Origin of the sequence: Winogradskyella costae (assembly GCF_013403865.1) — a bacterium.
GTDB lineage: Bacteria > Bacteroidota > Bacteroidia > Flavobacteriales > Flavobacteriaceae > Winogradskyella > Winogradskyella costae.
Map to the genome: position 1 here is coordinate 83,232 of NZ_JABFDK010000003.1, position 21,851 is coordinate 105,082.

At 30.0% G+C, this 21,851-nt stretch carries 18 protein-coding genes and 2 pseudogenes; 2 read left to right on the forward strand and 18 right to left on the reverse strand.

Annotated features, from left to right (window positions below):
- Positions 1 to 41: 41 nt before the first annotated feature.
- From HM986_RS09185 to HM986_RS09200, 4 genes are read right to left on the reverse strand one after another with little or no spacing between them, the layout of a single operon-like run.
- Positions 42 to 2,408, reverse strand: coding sequence for a GumC family protein (locus tag HM986_RS09185; protein WP_179334795.1), 2,367 nt, complete (start codon positions 2,406 to 2,408; stop codon positions 42 to 44).
- A gap of 25 nt (positions 2,409 to 2,433) precedes the next feature.
- The gene (locus tag HM986_RS09190; protein WP_179334796.1) at positions 2,434 to 3,210 is read right to left on the reverse strand and encodes a polysaccharide biosynthesis/export family protein; all 777 of its coding nucleotides are present in this window, start codon (positions 3,208 to 3,210) and stop codon (positions 2,434 to 2,436) included.
- A 36-nt stretch (positions 3,211 to 3,246) separates the two neighbouring features.
- The gene (locus HM986_RS09195; protein WP_179334797.1) at positions 3,247 to 5,142 is read right to left on the reverse strand and encodes a polysaccharide biosynthesis protein; all 1,896 of its coding nucleotides are present in this window, start codon (positions 5,140 to 5,142) and stop codon (positions 3,247 to 3,249) included.
- Positions 5,136 to 6,263 carry a DegT/DnrJ/EryC1/StrS family aminotransferase gene (locus HM986_RS09200; protein WP_179334798.1) on the reverse strand — a complete coding sequence of 376 codons (1,128 nt, stop codon included), beginning with the start codon at positions 6,261 to 6,263 and terminating at the stop codon, positions 5,136 to 5,138. Before HM986_RS09200 ends, HM986_RS09195 begins: the two co-directional genes overlap by 7 nt.
- A gap of 359 nt (positions 6,264 to 6,622) precedes the next feature.
- Between HM986_RS09200 and HM986_RS09205 the strand changes: the two genes are divergently transcribed.
- Together HM986_RS09205 and HM986_RS09210 are read left to right on the forward strand one after the other, a co-directional pair.
- Positions 6,623 to 7,594, forward strand: a complete 972-nt coding sequence (locus HM986_RS09205) for an ATP-grasp domain-containing protein (RefSeq protein WP_179334799.1) — start codon at positions 6,623 to 6,625, stop codon at positions 7,592 to 7,594.
- On the forward strand, positions 7,578 to 8,234 hold the full coding sequence (locus HM986_RS09210; RefSeq protein WP_179334800.1) for an HAD family hydrolase: 657 nt from the start codon (positions 7,578 to 7,580) through the stop codon (positions 8,232 to 8,234). Before HM986_RS09205 ends, HM986_RS09210 begins: the two co-directional genes overlap by 17 nt.
- Before the next feature lie 8 nt (positions 8,235 to 8,242).
- Here HM986_RS09210 and HM986_RS09215 read toward each other — a convergent pair whose 3' ends face one another.
- The 14 genes and pseudogenes from HM986_RS09215 to tnpA all read right to left on the reverse strand — a co-directional run bounded on the left by HM986_RS09215 (position 8,243) and on the right by tnpA (position 21,775).
- A complete protein-coding gene (locus HM986_RS09215) occupies positions 8,243 to 8,863 on the reverse strand; it encodes a sugar transferase (protein ID WP_179334801.1) in 621 nt (206 codons plus the stop codon).
- Between the two features lie 6 nt (positions 8,864 to 8,869).
- Positions 8,870 to 10,006, reverse strand: a complete 1,137-nt coding sequence (locus HM986_RS09220; protein WP_179334802.1) for a glycosyltransferase family 4 protein — start codon at positions 10,004 to 10,006, stop codon at positions 8,870 to 8,872.
- Positions 10,007 to 10,012: 6 nt separating this feature from the next.
- On the reverse strand, positions 10,013 to 11,917 hold the full coding sequence (gene asnB, locus HM986_RS09225) for an asparagine synthase (glutamine-hydrolyzing) (protein WP_179334803.1): 1,905 nt from the start codon (positions 11,915 to 11,917) through the stop codon (positions 10,013 to 10,015).
- Positions 11,918 to 11,928: 11 nt separating this feature from the next.
- The gene (locus HM986_RS09230; protein WP_179334804.1) at positions 11,929 to 13,077 is read right to left on the reverse strand and encodes a glycosyltransferase; all 1,149 of its coding nucleotides are present in this window, start codon (positions 13,075 to 13,077) and stop codon (positions 11,929 to 11,931) included.
- Positions 13,064 to 14,131 (reverse strand): glycosyltransferase, encoded by a 1,068-nt coding sequence (locus tag HM986_RS09235; protein WP_179334805.1) that lies wholly within the window; start codon positions 14,129 to 14,131, stop codon positions 13,064 to 13,066. The genes HM986_RS09230 and HM986_RS09235 overlap by 14 nt, the downstream gene beginning before the upstream one ends.
- 18 nt (positions 14,132 to 14,149) lie before the next feature.
- Positions 14,150 to 14,731, reverse strand: a complete 582-nt coding sequence (locus HM986_RS09240; RefSeq protein WP_179334806.1) for a serine O-acetyltransferase — start codon at positions 14,729 to 14,731, stop codon at positions 14,150 to 14,152.
- Positions 14,718 to 15,836, reverse strand: coding sequence for an O-antigen ligase family protein (locus HM986_RS09245; RefSeq protein ID WP_179334807.1), 1,119 nt, complete (start codon positions 15,834 to 15,836; stop codon positions 14,718 to 14,720). Before HM986_RS09245 ends, HM986_RS09240 begins: the two co-directional genes overlap by 14 nt.
- A 71-nt stretch (positions 15,837 to 15,907) precedes the next feature.
- Positions 15,908 to 16,999 carry a glycosyltransferase family 4 protein gene (locus tag HM986_RS09250; protein WP_179334808.1) on the reverse strand — a complete coding sequence of 364 codons (1,092 nt, stop codon included), beginning with the start codon at positions 16,997 to 16,999 and terminating at the stop codon, positions 15,908 to 15,910.
- A 19-nt stretch (positions 17,000 to 17,018) separates the two neighbouring features.
- Complete coding sequence (locus HM986_RS09255) at positions 17,019 to 18,566, reverse strand: lipopolysaccharide biosynthesis protein (protein ID WP_179334809.1); 1,548 nt, start codon at positions 18,564 to 18,566, stop codon at positions 17,019 to 17,021.
- Positions 18,567 to 18,593: 27 nt separating this feature from the next.
- A complete protein-coding gene (locus HM986_RS09260; protein WP_179334810.1) occupies positions 18,594 to 19,586 on the reverse strand; it encodes a glycosyltransferase in 993 nt (330 codons plus the stop codon).
- 406 nt (positions 19,587 to 19,992) lie between these two features.
- The gene (locus tag HM986_RS17750; RefSeq protein WP_246288489.1) at positions 19,993 to 20,160 is read right to left on the reverse strand and encodes a hypothetical protein; all 168 of its coding nucleotides are present in this window, start codon (positions 20,158 to 20,160) and stop codon (positions 19,993 to 19,995) included.
- Between the two features lie 158 nt (positions 20,161 to 20,318).
- On the reverse strand, positions 20,319 to 20,471 hold the full coding sequence (locus tag HM986_RS17755; protein ID WP_246288490.1) for a hypothetical protein: 153 nt from the start codon (positions 20,469 to 20,471) through the stop codon (positions 20,319 to 20,321).
- 57 nt (positions 20,472 to 20,528) lie between these two features.
- Positions 20,529 to 20,936: pseudogene (locus tag HM986_RS17900) on the reverse strand (transposase); the annotation flags it as partial.
- A 461-nt stretch (positions 20,937 to 21,397) separates the two neighbouring features.
- Positions 21,398 to 21,775: pseudogene (tnpA, locus tag HM986_RS09275) on the reverse strand (IS200/IS605 family transposase).
- Positions 21,776 to 21,851 lie beyond the last annotated feature (76 nt).

Here is a 21,851-nt window from a genome sequence, read left to right on the forward strand (position 1 = left end):
GGCTTTTTTATAGATATATTGAAAAATAATTAGTATTTGAATTAAGATTTTCCAAATTGATACCATTTTTTCTTTTTATGTGGATTATTTCCATAACCGTAGCCATAACCATAACCTTTTTTATCAAAATTAGTGCCGTTTAGAAGTAGCTTCATATTAGGTAGTCTCTTGTCGTCATAAAGTGGTTTAACAACTGCAGATAATTGTCTTTTGTCTACATTATTTGCGCTCACAACATATATGAACATATCAGCAAACTTTGAAACTAGTAATGTATCACTTACCAAGCCTACGGCAGAAGTATCTACAATAATATAATCGTATTTACCTTCAAAATATTCAAATAAATCCTTTATTCTGTCGCTCATCAATAATTCAGAAGGGTTGGGTGGTATGGTTCCTGATGAAATAACATTTAAATATTTATTGTCTTTTAAATTATTGACTATTTCATCTGGTTTAATTGATTTATTAGCGATATAGTCTGATAAGCCAATACTTGCAGTAGGTATCTCATTGAGATATTTCATAATTTTAGGGACCCTAATATCCATTTCGATTAGTAATACAGTTTTTTCAGAAAATGAAATTGACTTTGCTAAATTGGTACAGGTGTGTGATTTGCCTTCTTGGGCTCTTGTGGATGTGATAAATATTTTTTTAGTATTAGAGTTATTGTTTTTTAATAAAAAATCTATATTAGATCTAATAATTCTAAAAGCTTCAGCTTTCGGTGAATAATCAACTTTTGAAACTAACTTAGTCTTTTTACTAGTTAACGGAATATCGCCTATGTAAGGAATATTAAGAATCTCTAATAAGTCATCCTTATCATAGATTTTTGTATCTAATAAGTCTTTTATGTAGATAATACCAATAGGAATCATTAAACCTAAGATGAGAGCAGCTAAATAGGTTATCATTCTATTAGGTGAAATAGGTGTAAATGACGAATAGGCATTGTCAATAACTTTAGCATTAGACGTGAACATGCCGAGTGTAATAGCTGATTCTTCCCGTTTCTCTAATAAATATAAGTAAAGTGATTCCTTGATGCTTTGTTGGCGTTCTATTCCTCTAAGCTGTTTCTGCTTAGTAGGAGCAGAATACAATTGCCCCCTAATTCTTGCATCTTCTTGATTAAGACCGTTAAGTGTTATTTCACTTGATCTTTTCATGCTTTCAAGTGAACTGGATAAGTTTTCCTTTAAAGAATTAATTTGATTGTTTAAATTTATGACTACTGGATTGCTTTCTGAAGAATTTTTCAAAAGTTTATCGCGCTCTGCAACTAAGTCATTATGAGTTTGAGTGACTTGATTCACGTTTCCATCAGAAATACCTATTGAAGGTAGAAGGTCAGAATTTTTATTCTTTTCTTGTATTTCTTGCTGCAGATAATCAATTAACTGAATCGTATTTGTAGTGTTATTAATTTGAGATTCATTTTGCCTTTCACTTTGTAAGTAAATATCTGCTTGAGCACCAAGAGCTGTTAAATTATTTCGTTTTTGAAGTTGTTCAGCTGTAAAGTCAACTTCTTCCAATTCTTTAAATACTAATTCTAGCCGATTATTTATAAAGTCAGAAGTTACTTGTACAACCTCTTCTTTATCCATAATAACATCATTGTTGTATTCTTTTATTAAATGGTTTAAGAAATTTATGGCTCTTTGTGGTATGTTATCCTCAAGCCCTAATTTCACGACGCTAGATTCGTCTCCTGTAGATATTGAAAGTTTTTTACTATAACGACCTATTGTTGAAGAAATGCGATTAATTGATACTCTTAAGTTACTCCCTGTTTTTGGACTGTATTTCCCACTATTAGGAACGATGACAATATCACCAAATCCTGTTTTAATTCGGTCTCCAAATAAATAAGATTTACCTAAATTGTCATCACGGTTAATAAGTGATTTTCCATCATCTTTAAACATTAAAAACTCTGATGGGGATTTTATCTTAATATAAAGGGTCGTATCAATTTTATGGATGGTAGAATCGTGAGCAAAAAAATTTATTTTAATTGGAGGATTTTCATAGATCTCTTGTTCCTTAATTTTACCTTGTTCATAATATGTAATATTGAGTTTTAAATCCTTAACAATATTAGAAATTAATGTTCTCGATGTCATAACGGCAATCTCATCTTTTATAGCACTCGATTTGCCAGATAAAAGACTGCTGCCGCTAAGTTCAGCTAAGCTAGGTAATTTTTGGGATTCTTTATCGTCTTTTATTCGTATGGTAGCAGATGCTTCATATTGATTAGTTGAATATCTCAAGTGAAGGAAAGCAAGTACTAATGCCATAATTACAAAAAACGAAATCAGCTTCCATTGAGAAAGATATAGACTCAGCGTTTTCTTTATGGTCTTCGTAGATATTATGTTTTTAGATTCCATGTAAAACTATATTATGAGTATAATATTATTTGATCAAGAAGACAGCAATTACTGTCGTTAGTGTGCCAATCGCGGAAATTAGTACACCATTATTTGCGTTATAAGTAGAGGATCTTATTTTGGCATTATTAGGTTCAACATATATGACGTCATTCTGTTGTAAATAATATAGCGGTGAGTTAACAGAATTAATTGACGTTAAATCAATATTGGCAAACTTCTTTTTTCCGTCAATTTCTCTTATCAACTTTATGTTTTTTCGTTTTCCAAATATGGTTAAATCACTAGCATAACCAAGGGCCTCTAAAATAGTCACTCTTTCATCTTGCATCGTAAAAGTTCCTGGGCGATTGACTTCACCAATTATCGTTATTGTAAAGTTTGCCAATCTAACATTTACGATAGGAGCCTTTGCCATAGTACTAATACGTTCTACTAACATCGTTGTTAATTCTGACCGTGTTAGACCTTCAACCTTAAGAGTTCCAAAGACTGGAAACTCAATATTACCGTTGTAATCTATCAAATAGGTTTGTTGGGTTAATGCACCTTGTGCACTTGTTAAACTTGTAGTATTGTGTGAAACAACTGGTAAGTTAAACGGACTAACAGTTGCTGGATCTAAGGCCGTTACATTAATTATTAAAATATCGTCTGGCTTGTATGTTAACTCAATTGGTTCAGATGACAATTGCCCTTCCGAAAGTGGCTCATCTTGAAAATAGATGAAATCTTTTCGAGAACTACAAGATGTGGCAGTAATTAATGCTAGTATAGAAATAATAAGAATACGTGTTTTCATTTTTGTGATTGTTATAAGTTTGTTTAAAAGCGTTAATTATTTTTTAATATCTAACACTTCGTAAGTTGAATTATTTGAGATGTATTCTGGGATCAAGTGCTTTATCAAAGATACTATTTCCAACGGTTGGGTTAAAGAGTTTATAGACGTTAGTTTAATAATTTGCTTTTCAACATCATTTATATCAACGTGTCTTGATTTTGCTATCATAATTTTATCATGATAAGTTTTTGTAGTGTTCTCGCCATCGGCTAAAAGTTCTTCGTAAATTTTTTCACCTGGTCTTAAACCTGTTATTTTAATGTCGATATCCTCTGGGTATCTTAAACCAGATAAAATAATCATGTTAGTTGCAAGATTAAAAATCTTAATAGGCTCTCCCATATCAAAAACAAAAATTTCACTTCCATTACCCATAGCTGCAGCTTCTAAAACTAACTGACAAGCCTCGGGGATTGTCATAAAATAACGCGTAATGTCTTTGTGAGTTACGGTTAAAGGGCCACCTTTATCGATTTGTTTTTTAAATAAAGGAATAACAGATCCATTAGAGCCTAACACATTTCCAAATCTAGTGGTAATAAATTTTGTACTCCCTTTTCCTTTCAGGCAACTGACATAAAGTTCAGCAATACGCTTAGTTGCGCCCATGACGTTTGTTGGGTTTACAGCTTTATCTGTTGAAATTAAAACAAATTTATCAACACTGTGCTTTACAGCAATATCTGCAACATTTTTTGTGCCTCCGATATTAACACTAACTGCTTCAAATGGATTATTTTCCATTAAGGGTACGTGTTTGTACGCTGCTGCATGAAAAATTATTTTAGGCTTGTATTGATTGAATATTTGATCTATTCTTGTTCGGTTGCGAACATCAGCTACAACTGCTTCGATATTTTCTAAGCTGCTTTGTCTAAATTCTTGTTGTATATCATAAAGTGCAGACTCTGCATTATCTACTAATATTAATTTTTTGTAGTTATATAAGCTAACTTTTCTACAAATCTCACTTCCTATAGAACCAGCAGCACCGGTTATTAAAATAACTTTATTATCGTATTGGTCCTCTAAATCAGGGTTTTTTATATTAATTGGGTCCCTACCTAATAGATCTTCAATTTTAACTTCTTTTATTTGACCAACACTTAAGTCTCCATCTATCCAGCTCTGAACAGGTGGAACAATTTTAACTTTAAGACCTAATGAAAAAAGACTTCCCGTAATTTGAAGTAACCGCGTAGGTTCTATATTTTGAATTGAAATTATAACATCTTCAACAGCCTTAGTTTTGATGAATTCTTCTGTTATTGATTCAATACTATAAACTTTCAATAAGTTTATTTTTTTTCCAACTTTACGTTCGTCATCATCAATAAAACCGACAACTTCTAAACCACTTTTAGTATCATTTTGAATGGCATCATAGGTCAACATACCTGAATTTCCTGCACCAAAAATCAAAACATTGGATATTGATTGAAAATCTTGTGTGATATGGTTGTAAATTGATTTTATAAATAGCTTAGCTCCAATAAGTAATAAGATATTTAATAGTAAATTGATATAAATAATAGATCCAGGTAAATTAAAAATACTGTTTTCACCCAACATTTTTCGACTTAAAAATGTGATAAATATTAGAGCAGTAGCTAAAATATTTGCTCCGATAATAATATTTACGATATCTTTAAATCCTGTAAATCTAACCACTCCTTTATACGACCCAACAGCAACAAAGCTAGCTGCAGCGATAATGGCGACGTAAGGAATCTGGTTGAGTAGGTTTATAATATCAAAATCTATCTGAAAATTGAATCGTATTAAATAGGCCAAGAAAAATGAAGCTACTACAATTATTACGTCGAATAACAGTACTAGCCATTTAGAAGCATATTTTTCCGATATTTTATTCAGAAGTGTAATTAACATGTTACAAAATACGAATTTATAGTTGAAGCGATTCTTTCTAGCTCATTATCAGTAAGATTGGATCCACTGGGTAAACACAAACCTTTCTCAAATAACTCATCAGAAACACCGTTAAGGTAACTTGGATAATCTTTAAAAATAGGCTGTTGATGCATTGGTTTCCAAAGGGGTCTAGATTCAATGTTTTCTTTCTCTAGTGCTAACCTTAAGCCTTCACGAGTCTCTTTCGAATCTAATAGAATACAGGATAACCAACGATTAGAGAAATAGCCCTTCGGTTCTTTAAGAAAGGTAATTTTGCTATTATGATTAAAAGCATCAAAATAAAATTGATGGTTTGAACGACGTTTTGCAACATGACTATCTAAGATTCTCATTTGTCCACGGCCAATACCGGCAAGGATGTTAGACATCCTATAATTATAGCCAATTTGCGAGTGTAAATAATGTGGAGCATCATCTCTCGCTTGAGTTGCTAAAAAAACAGCGTGTTGCTTAAGTTCTTTACTTTTAGTAACTATAGCACCACCTCCCGAGGTCGTAATAATTTTATTTCCATTAAATGATAATATTGAGAAATCGCCTAACGTACCACAATTTTTACCTTTATATAAACTTCCTAAGGACTCAGCACTGTCTTCTAAAACTGGAATGCTATATTTTAATGCAACTTCGTTAATCTCATCAGCTTTATAAGGCATACCATATAGATGAACAGCAATAATAGCTTTAGGTTTTGTTCCTTTTGATATTCTATCTTTAATAGCGATTTCTAGTTGCTCAGGACACATATTCCAGGTGTCTCTTTCACTATCTACAAAAACAGGAGAGGCTCCTTGGTAGACAATGGGATTAGCAGAAGCCGAAAATGTTTTGCTTTGACAAATGACCTCATCTCCATGGCTGACGCCTAACATAATTAAACTTAAATGCAAAGCAGATGTTCCAGATGCTAATGCGGCAACATGCTTATTATCTTTAAGATAAAATTGTAAATCACTTTCAAAACCATTGACGTTTGGTCCTAATGGAGCGACCCAATTAGTATCAAAAGCTTCATTGATGTAAGATAATTCATTACCACTCATATGTGGTGATGAAAGCCATATTTTAGGTTTCATATGAAAAAATTGTTTAGTAATTATTGCTATTACTGATCAATTTCATGTCAATAGAGGGATCTGGGACACGATCTAAATTAATAGGTAAATATGCATTTTTATCTTGAGCTAACCCAAATTAAAACGATAAAAGGCAGATAATTACGTTCTGTATTTTAGTAAAAGTAGTGAATAAATAATTTCAATTGTGTCACTATAATGTTTTGATTTATCGTAGGTATATAATTGTAACAAAAACATTACATTTGAGTTGCCTTTTTTAAAAAATAGGTTTGTGTTTTTTATTAAGAATAGTGCTAACTTTTTTATATTTATAAACATTTTAACTATGTTAAAAAAATGTAATCTAAATCGAGAAAATGAATATTTTAATTACTTCAGCAGGACGTAGAGTTTCGCTCATAAGATCCTTTCAAAAAGAATTAAAAAAAATAAATAAAAACGGTAAGGTGTTTGCTACAGATGCTGAACCTATTTTATCTGCAGCTTGCCAAATTGCTGATGGCTTTTTTAAAGTGCCTAGATTAGATGCGCTCGATTATATTTCAGTTTTAATGCGTTTTTGTAAAACACATGAGATTTCTTTAATTATTCCCACTATCGACACTGAATTACTTGAGTTAGCTAAAAATAAAGCAAAATTTAAGCAAGAAGGTATTGAGGTTGTGATTTCATCTGTAAACTTTGTTTCTAAATGTAGAGATAAACGTGTAATACATCAGTTTTTTCAATCTCACAATGTAAATGTTGCTAAGGAATATGAAAAAGATAATTATAATTTACCTCTTTTTATTAAACCCATAGATGGAAGTAGGAGTGTGGATACATATTTAATAAGAACAAAAGAAGAGCTAACAGACTATCATTTTAATAATGAAAAGTTGATGTTTTTAGAATATATCGATCACGAAGAATTTGATGAATTTACATGTGATTTATATTTTAGCAAGGAGCATAAATTAAAATGTGTCGTTCCAAGAAAACGAATAGAAATTAGGGATGGAGAGGTTTATAAAGCTTTGACAGTCAATAATGCTCTGGTTTCTTATATAAAGAAAAACTTGAAAACTATAGATGGTGCTGTTGGATGTCTTACTGCTCAGTTTTTTTTAAATAAGCAGGATGATGAAAAAATTTATGCCATAGAAATTAACCCACGATTTGGAGGGGGATATCCACTATCGTATTTATCTGGAGCTAATTTCAGCAAATGGATTATTGAAGAATATTTATATGATAAATCTATAGAAGAAAAATTTGATGTTTGGGAAAGTGACTTATTAATGATTCGTTATGATGATGAAATTTTAGTACATGGATATAAAGGTTAATGAAAACACCGTAGTAGTTTTTGATTTAGACGATACGCTGTATAATGAATTAGATTTCTTAAAATCTGCATATAAGTCTATAGCTAGATACGTAGAGCCAAACGATTGGAAAGCCCTATACTCAAAGATGTTCTCATTGTACAGATGCAAGGTTAATGTTTTTGAATTTATTTCTAATACCTATAATCTAGAAATGGGATTATTTATTGAGATGTATAGAAATCACAAACCAGATATTCAATTGTTTGAAGGTGTTTTAGAAGTTTTTAAGACTATAAAGATTAAAGGCGGTAGAATAGGTATCGTTACTGATGGTAGATCAATAACGCAGCGAGCGAAACTACAGAGTCTTGGTATACTGAACTATATTGACAAAATTATTATTTCGGAAGAAATTGGTTCTGAAAAACCAAATTTAGCGAATTTTGAAGCTATTGAAACGGCCTTAATAGGTGTGGAATATTATTATATAGCTGACAATTTTAAGAAAGATTTTTTAGCGCCAAATGCTTTAGGTTGGAAAAGCGTTGCATTAATAGATAATGGTAAGAATATACATTCAGAATCGCACATGTATATGGAAGCTAAACATCTTCCAAAGGCCTTTTTCATTGATTTCGACGATATTAATATAAGTTAATTCTTTATCTAAATTTCTGATTGGGTTCCCATAAACTCAGGCATATCAATATTTTCAGAATTATTAATGTCTTTTCTGTTAATGACTTTATCTATTGTTTTTAGGATAATTCTAGTATCTAAAGTAAGCGATTGATGTTCTACGTAATACACGTCATATTCGAATTTTTGTTCCCAGCTAATAGTGTTTCTTCCATTTACCTGTGCCCAGCCTGTAATTCCTGGTAAAACGTCGTGACGTCTATTTTGTCTTTTATTATATCGATCTAAATATATAGGTAATAATGGGCGTGGACCAATTAAACTCATGTCCCCTTTAAATATATTGATCAACTGCGGTAGCTCGTCTAAAGATAATTTTCTACACACAGCCCCAACTTTTGTAATACGATCCATTGCAGGTAATAAAGTGCCATTGCTATCTGTTTTATCTGTCATGGTTTTAAACTTAATAATCGTAAATACCTTGCCTTTTTTACCAGTGCGCTCTTGGTAGAAAAAAGGTTTACCCTTATTAAGTATGAATAAGCTAATAATGAGAAATATAAATATTGGAGAAATAATTAAAAGTCCAATAAACGCGGCTAAAAAATCAATAATACGTTTTATGATTTTCGGATATAGATTCATAGTAACTTATGCTTTAAGAACTCCATTTATTAATTGAATTAAATCCTTGTTTATAATATCAACATCGAAACGCTCTTCTGCATATTTTCTACTATTAATTCCCATTTCTTTGATTTTCTCAGGATGGGTAATAAAATACTCCATTGCTTCAATTAATGCAATCAAATTTTGTGGCTCTATTAAAAAGCCATTAATACCTTCCTTCACAGACTCCTTGCAGCCTACAGAATCTGTTGTGATAATAGGATTACCACATGCGCAGGCCTCTAGAGTTGTTCTTGGTAGACCTTCTCTGTAGTAACTAGGTAGAACGAATACATCTCTTTTATGAAGATGTTTGTCAATATGCCGTTGTTCACCATGAAATATTATAACCTCTTCACTGTGTAAATTGTTTAATTCGTCTATACTAATTGCAGATGGTGAGGTTTCTGGTGACCCAATTAAATGAAACTCTGTTTTGGGGTATTTTGCTTTCAATACCTTGGCAGCCTCCATGTATAAATCAATACCTTTTTCTTTTATCAATCTTGCCACCAAAAGGAAGCTAACATGTTCTGATGGATTTTTTTCTTTAAAGCTAAATTGATTTAAGTTAACCCCAGAGCCACTAACAAAATCCACGTTTTGCTTCTTAGAAATAACTTTCCTATCTAAGAACAATTGGTAATCATCTCTATTTTGAAAAACGATAACTTTATTTTTTCGAATAGATAATTTATATAATATCTCATTGAATCGTTGTAGCAGTCTCGCTTTGGTAGATAAGCCTGTAAATGCATAACCTAAACCAGTAATTAAAGAAATCACGGGTACTTTACATTGATTTGCCGCAATTGAACCGTAAATAACCGGTTTAACGGTGTAAGGGAATACAAGATCTATTTTATTATCTTTAATAAGTCCCTTTAATTCTCTTATAGATTGTAGATCCTTAAGAGGGTTAAGACCTGTTCTGTTTAAATTAAATTCTAATGGTGTCGCACCTAACGCTTCTAATTTAGCATGTATATTATCAGGGTGTTCTGGAGCAGCGGCAAAAACTTGAAATCCATTTTTTATTAAACTCTGAATAAAGTCTCCTCGAAAATTTATTAAGGAAGCCGATAGAGATGCTATAAGTAATATTCGTTTTTTATCCATCGCTAACTAGGCTTGTTTTAGAAAATTAAATTTGTACCATTTCTGGAAACAGTAATAAGACCATACTCTAAAAGTACTATCTTTTTTGCTTTCTAAATGGTCTGTAACTAATTTGGTAATTACATCTGTATTAAATAAACCTTGTGATTTAAGCAAGCTGGGTTCAATATAGCTTTCTAATTCTTTTCTGAGACCTTGTCTTAACCAATCTCCAGTAGGACTACCAAATCCGCTTTTTCCTTTTTCTAAAAAATTGTCAGGAAACTGATTTCTAAATGCCTCTTTTAAAATATGCTTTTTGTTCCAACCTTTCATTAAATAACTTTCAGGTAGGGTATTGGCAAATTCCCACAACTCTCTGTTTAAGAAAGGAGCTCTACATTCTAGCGATGTCATCATACTAGTTCTATCAACTTTGGCTAGCATGCCACCTTCTAAACTTAAAATTTTATCTACAAGTCTAAAATCCGTTAGGGTTTCAATTTTTTGTTTTCCTAAAACATCTTTGTATTCCTGAAAAATATTGGGATCATAATATTCAGGTGCCATAATCCCAGCTAATTGATTGCTTGTATTGGCTAAGGAAATGATATCCCAATAAAAATCACCTTCATAGTCAATAGCATTTAATAACTTATTAATCTGAAACTTTCTGCCACGCGTATCATCCTTATTGATTAGGTACTTATTACTTAAACTAGCAATAGATTTATGAAGGTTTTTTGGTACAACACTAGTATATTTTTTGTTCATTTTACCAATGTAGTATTTGTTGTATCCACCAAATACTTCATCTCCACCATCTCCTGTTAATGCAACGGTAACATGTTCTTTGGTTTTTTCGGATAATAGGTGAGTGGGTAGTGCTGCAGTATCTGAGAAAGGCTCATCGAAATTGATTAAAATTTCGTGGATGTTATTTTTGAGATCGTTTTCATCAATTATAAACTCATGATGATTACTCTTTAATTGTTTTGCAACTACTCTAGACTTATCTGTTTCATCATAAGATGCTTTTTTGAATCCAATAGAAAATGTATCTATTTTATTATCTGTGCTTTGCGCTAAACATAAAGAAATAATGGATGAATCTACACCTCCAGATAAAAAGGTCCCTAAACCTACATCTGCAATTGATCTAGTATCTACACTCTTATAAACAAGATCTTTAGTTTTTGCTTTAGCATCTTCAAAAGAAATATTTGTTGCTTTTGGTTTAGGTTCAGCGTTTATTTTATGAATTGTGGTATTATGTGAAGACAAATCATATTCTATAAAATGATTTGCTTCAAGCTTAAAGATATTCTCATAAATAGTATGTGGAGCTGGAATATAAGTTAACCTAAAATAAAGGTTTAATCCTTTTTTTGAAATATTAGGAGTGAAATCTATCATATTGATAATCGATTTTAATTCTGAAGCCCAAATAAATTCTTTGTCAGTATGCGTGTAGTACAATGGTTTTTCACCAAAGAAATCACGAGCAATAAATAGCTTATTGATGTTTTTATCATAAATGCTAAATCCATACATGCCATCTAACCATTGAAAAGATTCAACTCCATATTTTTCATAGGCTTTTAAGATGACTTCAGTATCACTAGATGTTTTAAAAGTAACACCTTCAGATTCTAATTTAGATTTTAAGACTTTGTAATTATATATTTCACCATTGAATACAATGACGATTTGTTTATCATCTGAAAAAATAGGTTGTTTTCCTGAAGACAAATCTATAATAGATAACCTACGCATTGCCATACCAACTGTGAATTGGTCATTTTCTTCGCAGAATAAGCCATCTTCATCTGGACCTCTGTGAATAATAAGATTATTCATTGTATTGAGAGTAGTGGCTATGTCGTCTTTATTTCTATTTGTCTTGGCAATGATGCCGTTAATTCCACACATGTATTCTATTGTTAATTCTGTATAAAGTAATCAAACTTTTTATAAATACTTTCTAATTGATACTCTTTGGATCGCTGTAAACTTAATTTGCTGAATTTTTCTCTTTCTTCAGGGTTATTATGAAAATAATCTAACGCTTTACTTAATCCAATATGATCATCATTATTGACGAGTAGTCCATATTTGGCAATAAAAAACTCACCATCTTTAATGTTTACGTCGTTGTTTTCATTTAACAGTTCTAGTGGACCAGACAAACAATTAGTTGATATACTAGGAAGACCAATTGCCATGGCTTCAATTAACGCATTTGGAAACCCTTCTGTGAAAGAAGAAAGCACAAAACATTGGCTATTAACTAAATGCTCATTTACCTTTTTTACTTTTCCTTTTAGAAAAACACTATCACTTAACTGATTTTTGTCTATTTCATCTTTTAAATAGTCTTGTAAGTCCCCAGCTCCTAAAATAGAAAATTCATATTTTAATTTAGACACCATTATTGCAAGAATGGTCATTATTTGATTTTTTCTTTTTATTAAACTTCCTGCTGTAATTACTTTTAATGTATCTATAGAAGTATTTAGTTTTTTAGAATCTATAACTAAACGTGGTATTTCTATGGGATTATAAATGACCTCCATTGGTATTTTAACACCAAAGTTATCTTTTAAATCCTTATTAATGTGTACAGAATTAGAAAATAATTTGTCACATCTATTATAAAAAATAGGATAGAATATTTTAGAAACAAATAATGAAAGCTTACTTGTTACATTATCTGAAGGAAATCCACGTTCGCTGATAATCGTTTTTACTGATTTATTTAGACTGGAAATTATTCCATTTATAAGATTAGGAAATGCCAAAAATGATATTGAGATATTTATACAATTCGTTTTTACGAAACGGTGGTATTTTATAATAAATCTTAAACTGTCTATGAATTTTGAGAAAAAAGAACGATTAGCCCCTTTTTTTGAAAGTATAACGACATTAACACCTTCGGGTATAGGAAAGTGAATTGTATTATAGAATAAGACGAGTGTTACATTGTAATCTATAACTAGTTTTTTTAGTAGTAAGCTAATTACTTTTTCAGCACCGCCACTTCCTAGGGTAATACTGAGGATACTTATGTTTTGTTTAATATTTTTCATTTTCTTTTAAAATCTCGAAAAATAAAGTTTCATATTGTTTTATTATTTTTTCTTTATTGAATTTTTTATAAACAGATGCTCTAATTTCTATTGGATTCCAACTTTTCTCATCTTGCAGCCTTTCTAGAAATTCATGCTCATTAGCTACTAAATAACCATTTACACCGTTAATAATGATTTCTTTTGTGCCTCCAGGTGCTTCAAAAGCAATAACGGGTGTACCAGCTACGCAGCTTTCTAGTAATGCATTTGGAAAACCTTCTACGTATGATCCTTGAAGAAAATAGTCGTGATTAATTATATACTCATTAACATTAGTTGTAAAAGGAATATGATTGATGTACTTGTTTATAGATAATTCTTTTGCTTTATTAAAAATTTCTTCTTTAAGATTTCCATCACCTATAATTGTATATAAAAATGGAAAATCTAATTTAGAGAGTGTTTCTAAAATTCTAAAATATCCCTTTACTTCAACTAATCGTCCTACAGTAATAAACTTCTTAATACTCAATGCAGAGTTGAAAGTTTTTAGAGGAGGTAATTCTGATATTGGATTATTGATTATACAAGTTTTTTCTTTTATAATATTGTAATTCTTAATCATGTCTTGAGCCATTTCCGTAGATTGGCAAATTATCATATCTAAATTATTGAAATTTAAGGATAATAAATTAATCGGTGACCATTTCCTAGTTCTTGGCTCTTTTGTTCTTTTACTTAATATTGTAGCTTCACGTCCAATGAATTTTATTTTTCTAAAATAAGGTGCTATTAACGACATTGCCATATTGGTGTGTGAGATAGAGCTAAAAACAATAGAAGGATTATGTTTTAAAAATTCAGAGATAATTATTGGAATTGCTGTTAGTACTCTAGATTTTTTTAAATACTTTACATTAACATTACTTACATCATAGGCTGTGTCTTCAGGAAAGCCTATTACTAAGAGAAGTGGGTCAAATTTTATATTATCAATATTTTGAGATACAAACGAAACAACCCTCTCGGCACCTCCAGGAACTAATGAGGGAATTATAAATATAATTTTCATTTTTTTATTCATCATTAATTAAATGTGCTTAATGATTTTTTTAATATCGATATCATTTATCACTCTAGCGGGAATACCAGCTATCATTGTATGTTCTTTATCAAAAGATTTATTAACTACGGCATTTGCCCCAATTGCGGTGTTATTAGCAATTTTTATATTTCCATAAATTTTTGCTCCAGGAGCTATGTATATGTTGTCACCAAGAAGTGGAGCTTCTTTTTCTCCACCCGAAGCTCCGATATTTACGCATGCATGTATTCTACAATTTTTACCAACTCTTGTAGCATTATTTACGACTATAGTACCATAATGAACAATAGCTAAACCAGGACCAAAGACATTTATCGGAATTGAAAAACCCAATTTGAGAGATATTTTTTTAAACTTGAATTGTAAATAGAGTTTATAAAGTTTAAAGAATCCTTTGTTTTTACAATTAGTGTAGTATTCTAGTTTTCTTAATGCTTTTTGAAATGTCCATATTGGGTTTGGAGAGAGTATATTAATAATTTTACTCGCTAAGCTATGTGTTTTCATACCGAGAGCGATTTTATCTTTATTTAAGTAATCGAAGTAATCTGTTTTAGAACTTATCATATTCTAGCTGTTTTTCATTAATCTCTTGGATCTTTTTATGTTCATATATTTGATACTGTATCCACATTGCAGCAAAGGATACGAAATAAAAAATAAAAAAATTATGATTAGCTAATAAAAACATTACCAAGGCAATAGTTTGCATAATTAAGTTGGGTGCTCGTTTAAAAAAGGAAATACTCCAATATAAAATATATCCAATATAGCCAATGAATAAGGTTAAGGGAATTATACCAGCCTCACCAATAATCATTAAATAGGTATTGTGAGCACCTAGAGATCCAAGTTTGCCTGAAAATGTTCCATAACCATTACCGAAAATTGGTGCAGCTAATATATCATCATAAAAGAGAGCCCAAGTCTCGGCTCTTGAGTCTTGATTTACTTCTTCAGTTGATACTTTTTCGTTATTAACAATACTTTTTAATTGTTCAAAGCGTGGGTTATTAAGTCCTACGATTTCATCAATAACAATTAGTGTGCTAAAAATTAAAAAGACAATTCCCAATATTCTTAAATTTTTTACGCTAATTTTTAATGAAATGAGATTTAGAACCACCCAAATTACAATAAAAGTCCTTGAAAATGTTAATAAGCCCATTAATGTAAATATAAATTGACCTGATAGTTTAATAGTTGTATTCTTTATACTGTACACTAATGAATATCCATAAATGCACATAAATCCAGCAACATTTGGGTTGAGATAGAAACCAGCATATCGACCAAATCTAGTAGGATTAAATAGTGCATCAAATCCAATAGTAATACTACCAATTAAAAAGAAATAAAATAGCTCTACATTTGATACTTTTTTTACTAATTCGTAACCACAAATAATAAAAATAAAATATTTAATAGTTTCAAATATAAAGACTTTACTTGGTCCATGATATTGAAAACTACCTATAATAAAATATGTTAATGCGATAATGATAAGACTCCAATTTGGAGTTGTTTTTTTTGAAAAAAAATAATATAACGTTAATAATAGAATTGTAATATAGCTCAGTAAACTCCCAATAGATTCTCCCATTGTAACTAGAGCTTTAGAAGGAAGGTTTAATATAATTAGTAACAATATTATATATTTTAAAAGTTTCATATTATAAAGATTGTAAGATGCCATGTTTAAGTTATAAATGCAACTGGCCAAGTTGATTTTAAATACTTATATTAAATGTATTCTAATATTAAGTTTTCCCATTTCTCTACCACTATTTTACTATGATAAGCTTCAGTTGTTTCTTTTGATTTCTCCGAAAACTGAGTACGCAATAATTGGTTATTAACGAGTAGGGATAATTTATCTTTTAATATAACTAAATCATTAATTGGTACTAAAAACCCATTGGTACTATCCTTAATTAAATCAGACGGACCAAAATTGCAATCAGTCGATATACAAGGTAAACCAAAGTGCATAGCTTCCAAAAGTGCATTAGGAAAACCTTCAGTTTTAGAGGTAAATACAAAAATAGATGATTTATTATAATATTTATCTATACGCTTTACTTTAGAAGTGATTTCTATTTTATCAGATAAGTTGTAACTCTTTATTAGAGACTGAAGTTCTCCCTTATTATTACCATCACCAATTATTTGAACTTTCCAGTCCTCTAATTCGAGCGCATTAAAGGCTTTTATCAATTGATCCTGACATTTGTTTTTATCTAATCGACCAACTGTTAATATTATTTTTTCTTTAACTACAGTCTCATCTCTCAACCTCGACAGTTCAGAGGAAATAGGATTTGGTAAAACAATGATTTTGTGTTGTTTAACTTTCTTTTCATATATTTTTTTTACTCCTTTTGTTTGTAATACTAATTTATCTGCCATGGAATAGACAAATCTCCTCAAAATGACCCAAAATTTTGGTACATCTTCAACTAGAGGGTTATTCCGTTCGCTAATTATACAAGGGATACGACAAATTTTAGCCGCAATTGTAGTTAAAATATTTGCTGAAGTAATGAAGCCAATCGCAAGATTTATATGTTCTGTTTTAAGAACTTGATATATTCTTTTAGTCAAATAAAAATTCAATTTTATAGATTGAAAAAATGATGTAGGTAAATCAGCGGAATCGCGGCAAGCGATTACTTTAATACGCTCGTCTAGAGTGTAAAATGGAATTGATTTTGAAAATGTAATGATTACAATATCAAACCTTTCGATAAGACTATTACCTAAGTTGGTTATAACACGTTCTGCACCACCAGAAGAGAGTGATCCAATAACAAATGCAATTTTCTTTTTTTTCATAATTGAAATTTTAAATAAATTATGTTTTTTCTATCTTATTTAAAATTAATTTGGATGCTCTAATACAAAAATCTCGAAAACCTTTTGAAATAATATACATTGAAAGTCCATAAACAAAAAGTATCACTAAGCTTAAAAGTATACCATTAAGGCACCATTGAAAAATATTTGTCGCAGTTTGATTAATAAATTCAATAAATATAAAATCTACAGCAAATGCAGATATTATAAAAACAGTCATTAGAGGTATAAATCTTTTCCAATATTGCCAGACACTAATATTAAAACCTTTTGAATATAGAAAATAAGGTTTCCAAAATATAACTATAATGGATAAGCTAGTAAAAGTACCTAGCATTATCCCGAAAATCCCCCAAATCTTCCCACAAATAAATGATATTACTAAGTTGATTAAAATCTCTACTGCTGGAGCCCATGTATCGGAGAAAAGGCCATATGCATTCTGAAAATGTTGTACTGGTGATCTTACTATACTTATAAAAAAATTGGCAATCATTAATAAAATAATAGCTTTATCAAGTATATATTTTTCATCTTCTAGCCAAAGGACAACAAAAGGACTTATTAGATAATAAATGGCAAGACTAAGGAATCCAGCAATAAAAAATTGTAAGGCCATCATTTCCCAAAAAACCTTACTAATATTTTTTTTATTATTTTCAGCTACAAGATTTCCTATACCTGCACCAGTACCTGCAAAAGTTATTTTTACTAAGCTAGTGAGCTGATTAAAAATAAGCATATAATTACCGAAATAAGCAACACTTTCTAAGCTGACTAATATAAATACAAGAATATTATCCGTTCCATCTTTTACAAAAGCACCCATTTTATGAATAAAGAGCTGTTTCACTTTTTTAATGACGTCGGGATAACTTTTAATAATATTGGCTGTTTCTTTAGACTTTATAATTAACCATGGATATTCTTGCTTCACTTTTATTCTAAGAATTATACTAAAGAAAGTAGAAAATATAACCTCCATAATTATCCAAGCATAATAACTCTGTAAATAATAGGCTAAGGCAGCTTGTAATAAAAGCCTTAAAATGTTTAAGGATTGAAAATAAATTTGCACAACATAACCCTTTTGGTCAGCTTCGAGCAAAGTCATGTGATAGTTAATAAAATAGCTTAATAAAGTAGATGTTAAAAATGAAAGAAACACAAAGTATACAAGCCCTAACGAAAAATCGACATCGTCAAACCAAAAAGGGAAAAATAAGGAAATAAGGACACCAGCACCAAAAATAAAGAACCCAATTTTTTTATACATTACGCCTAAAAGAGCTATTACTTTATTGATTTCAATATGGTTTTTATCAAAAACAGGTCTATAAAGGGCGTAACCAATGGCTGTACCAATCCCTAATTCTGCCAAATTTAAAAAGCCTAAAATACTTCTTAATGTAGAAGTAAGCCCGATGAATTCATCACCAAGAAAATCCAGAAATATTTTTCTAGAGAAAAACTGAACAAAAATCGATAAAATGAAGAAAAATGCACCGACTTTAGCATTCTTAATAGATTTTGAAACTCTAGACATTTTTAATAATTGTAACGTGTTAAGTTGTTATGAGAATTCATTGGTTTTAAAAATTTGATGTCTCGTTTTATTTAAATAAATTAAAATTTCAAATGATTTAACAGATAAATAATTCGCAAGCTTTAAATATAATTCATGTTTTTTATCCCTAAAGTAGTTTTTATTTATTAATCCTTTTAGTCTTTTACGGTGAATGTATTCAGGATCTACTTTTGGATTATAGTTTAGCATTTTATAATGGTACAATAACTTTTTTAATATGTGAAGTTGAACTATTTTTAATAGTTCAGGGTCTTTTTCAGTTTCTTGTATATATTGCTGTAAATGTAGTCCAGAATTTAATGAATCGAAGTACTTTAAACTATAGCTTTGTCTAGTTACACTGTTTGGAGTAATAAAATAATAATAGAAAGGCTCGTCTATGCGAACCAAATTAGTAATTTTTTTGAAGACCTCTAATGTGAAAAACACATCCTCCGAAATTACATTTTCAGGAAACTTAAAATTTTTAACTAAATTATATTCATATAACCTTACACAAACAGAGAAGCGTTGATTATTTATTACTCGTTTTAAGGCATCCATCTTGTCCTCCAAAACGATACGATTATCTATATCCTCGCTCAATGGTTTTATATAAAAATCACTAGTTTCTATAATATCACATTCGGCAACTTTTGTGTTATTGTCCTCTAAAACTTTTAGTAAAGTTTCAATCATATTAGGATGAATCCAATCATCACTATCTACAAAGGCTACATACTTCCCTGAAACAATTTTTAAACCTGTATTCCGTGCAATACTTGCGGATCCACCACTTGTTTCTCTATGTATTACAATAATATTACTGTGCCTATATTTATAATCGTCACATATTTCTCCACTGTGGTCTGAGGAAGCATCATTTATTAAAATTATTTCTAGATTTCTGTGAGATTGATTGAGAAGACTATCTACGCATCTATTTAAAAATTTCTCAACGTTGTAAACTGGGACTACAATACTGATTTTAGATTCCATTTAAAACTGTTTAAGTTTTTTTCCACGATAATTAATTTGAAATTCAGAAAAAGCAATGATAAGTATATAAATGCACATTCAATCTATCAAAAAATAAGACTTTATGAATTACATGCTTTTAGCTCTTGGTAATTTAAAATTAATTGGGGTGTATTCGATTTGGGTTTTATTCTAAACTTGAGCAAATATGTGAATAAAAAATTAAATACTTCTTAAATATTATACTAAGTAATTGTTTTTTAGGATAAACGTCATATTTTAAAAGCATGTGAATTAAATCTTGGTTAAATATCATTGATAAAATCAACTTATTTTATAATTATTGCTTTCCTTTTATAGATATACATAGATTTTGTGATATGAAAATTTACAGTTTTTCTTTATCTAAAAAACCAAATTCATTATATCACTTTCTGAGAACAAACAATTTCCAAATATTTGGAGTATGATCTTTGTTCTCTTCCATATGCTTATGCAACATCGTTTTAAATTTAGCTACATTTAAGTTAGCTACCTTGTTTAAAAATTCATCACTTAAAGATGTAAGCAATTCGTCTATTAATTCGTTACGCATCCAACTACCTATGGGAACAGAGAACCCTTTCTTTGGTTGGTTAAAGATTTATTCAGGAATGTATTCCTTAAAAATGTCGCATAGTATCTTTTTCTTCCTACCTTTTTCGTAACTAAATTGCATTGTTAAAGATCTCGTATATTAAGTAATCCCATAATCTAAAAAGGACTTCTCACTTGAACAGAATATCCTATACTAAAGCGATCAACTTTTACATTGCTGTCATTCTCTAACCATAGCTTTATATTTAAGTCTGCTGCTTTTTGCAAGAATATATTGGACCATTTCTTATAACCTTGATAATGCTTCATCCATCCTTGTCTCTTTTCTTTTAATAATAGGCCTTTTCGAGATTAGGTATTTTCAAAATCTTTAAATACTTTGTTTTGTGCTATGCTTTTATTTTTACATGCTCTAATAGGAGTTGAATCTATAAATGAAATATCTGTACACTTACCTAAACAGCAAGTCTTCATATATAGAGTTAATTGTAATAGATTCGATTTCATTAATTCAATAAAGTGATTATAGGAAACCGTATTTGGAAATTCTTCTTTTAGATGTTTTGAACTTAGTTAATATAAAAGTATTTAAAGGTTTTAATAAGACTTAAATGAAACAGACCTGTGATAGTAACTATTTCACTGGAAAATATTCTTAACTTGCTTTTTCTTTTTACCAGTAGGAACTTGACTTTTTGCAATGCAGGAACAAAAAAAAAGACAAAAATCATCGATAGAACAAAATATTTCTGTAATTATATCTGTGGAAATCATAAGCAGAATATGTTTTAATATATTGAAAATTTAGTACTTTAATATTCTGCTTTTTCTGTTTTAAAAACTCTGGATTTTAACATCGAACTTCGGTTATAAGTTTTTTTTATGTAATCATTATTTCGTAGCTTTTTTCTCCAGGATGTTAAACATTATTTCTATGCGTCTAAATTTATAAAGACAACGTATATAATCGTAGTTAACAGTAATTAATCGTTATGTTTTTTTAGATTATTGTAATTTTCTTACAAATTTTTGAGTCTTATCGAATAAAACTGTGTTTAGTCTTGTTTAATGAAATTATTTTTTTTAATTGCAGTCCCAATATGTTCGAATAAATAAATAAATCACTATGGACTGGAAGTCTATAGTTTTAAAAAAAAGAATGAAATTCTTTCTTAATATTACTCTAATACCCTATTACCTTTTTTCGATTTGGGCTTATCCTTGTGATGTTGAAGTTAATCCTGAACCATCTCTTCTGTTATCTGATCTGTACTCCATGCACCATAACCAACTGCCCCGAAATGGCGTCCCCAATATTGTTTATTCTACTTCGGAAATTCCTGTTGTAAAAGACGTCATGAACGACCTTTTAACTTTTTCATCAAAATACTCATACTCAATGATCGTAGATGCTCAACGTGAATATGAATATGATCTTTACTTACGACGCCTTTTAAAATATGAACATTTTCAGAATTGCATATCTGTATCAACAAATCTCGATAGCGATTTTGAATATGTCCGTCTAATACCGAATAACGATATTTTGTTGCCCAAACTATATGACAACTTAAATTACTTATCGAATATGAATTCTTTCGGTAGTTTGACATTCAACAAAGCTAAAACATTTATAGAATCTAAAGGAACTGTAATGAAATTGCAGGGTTTTAACCTTTAAATTGATAA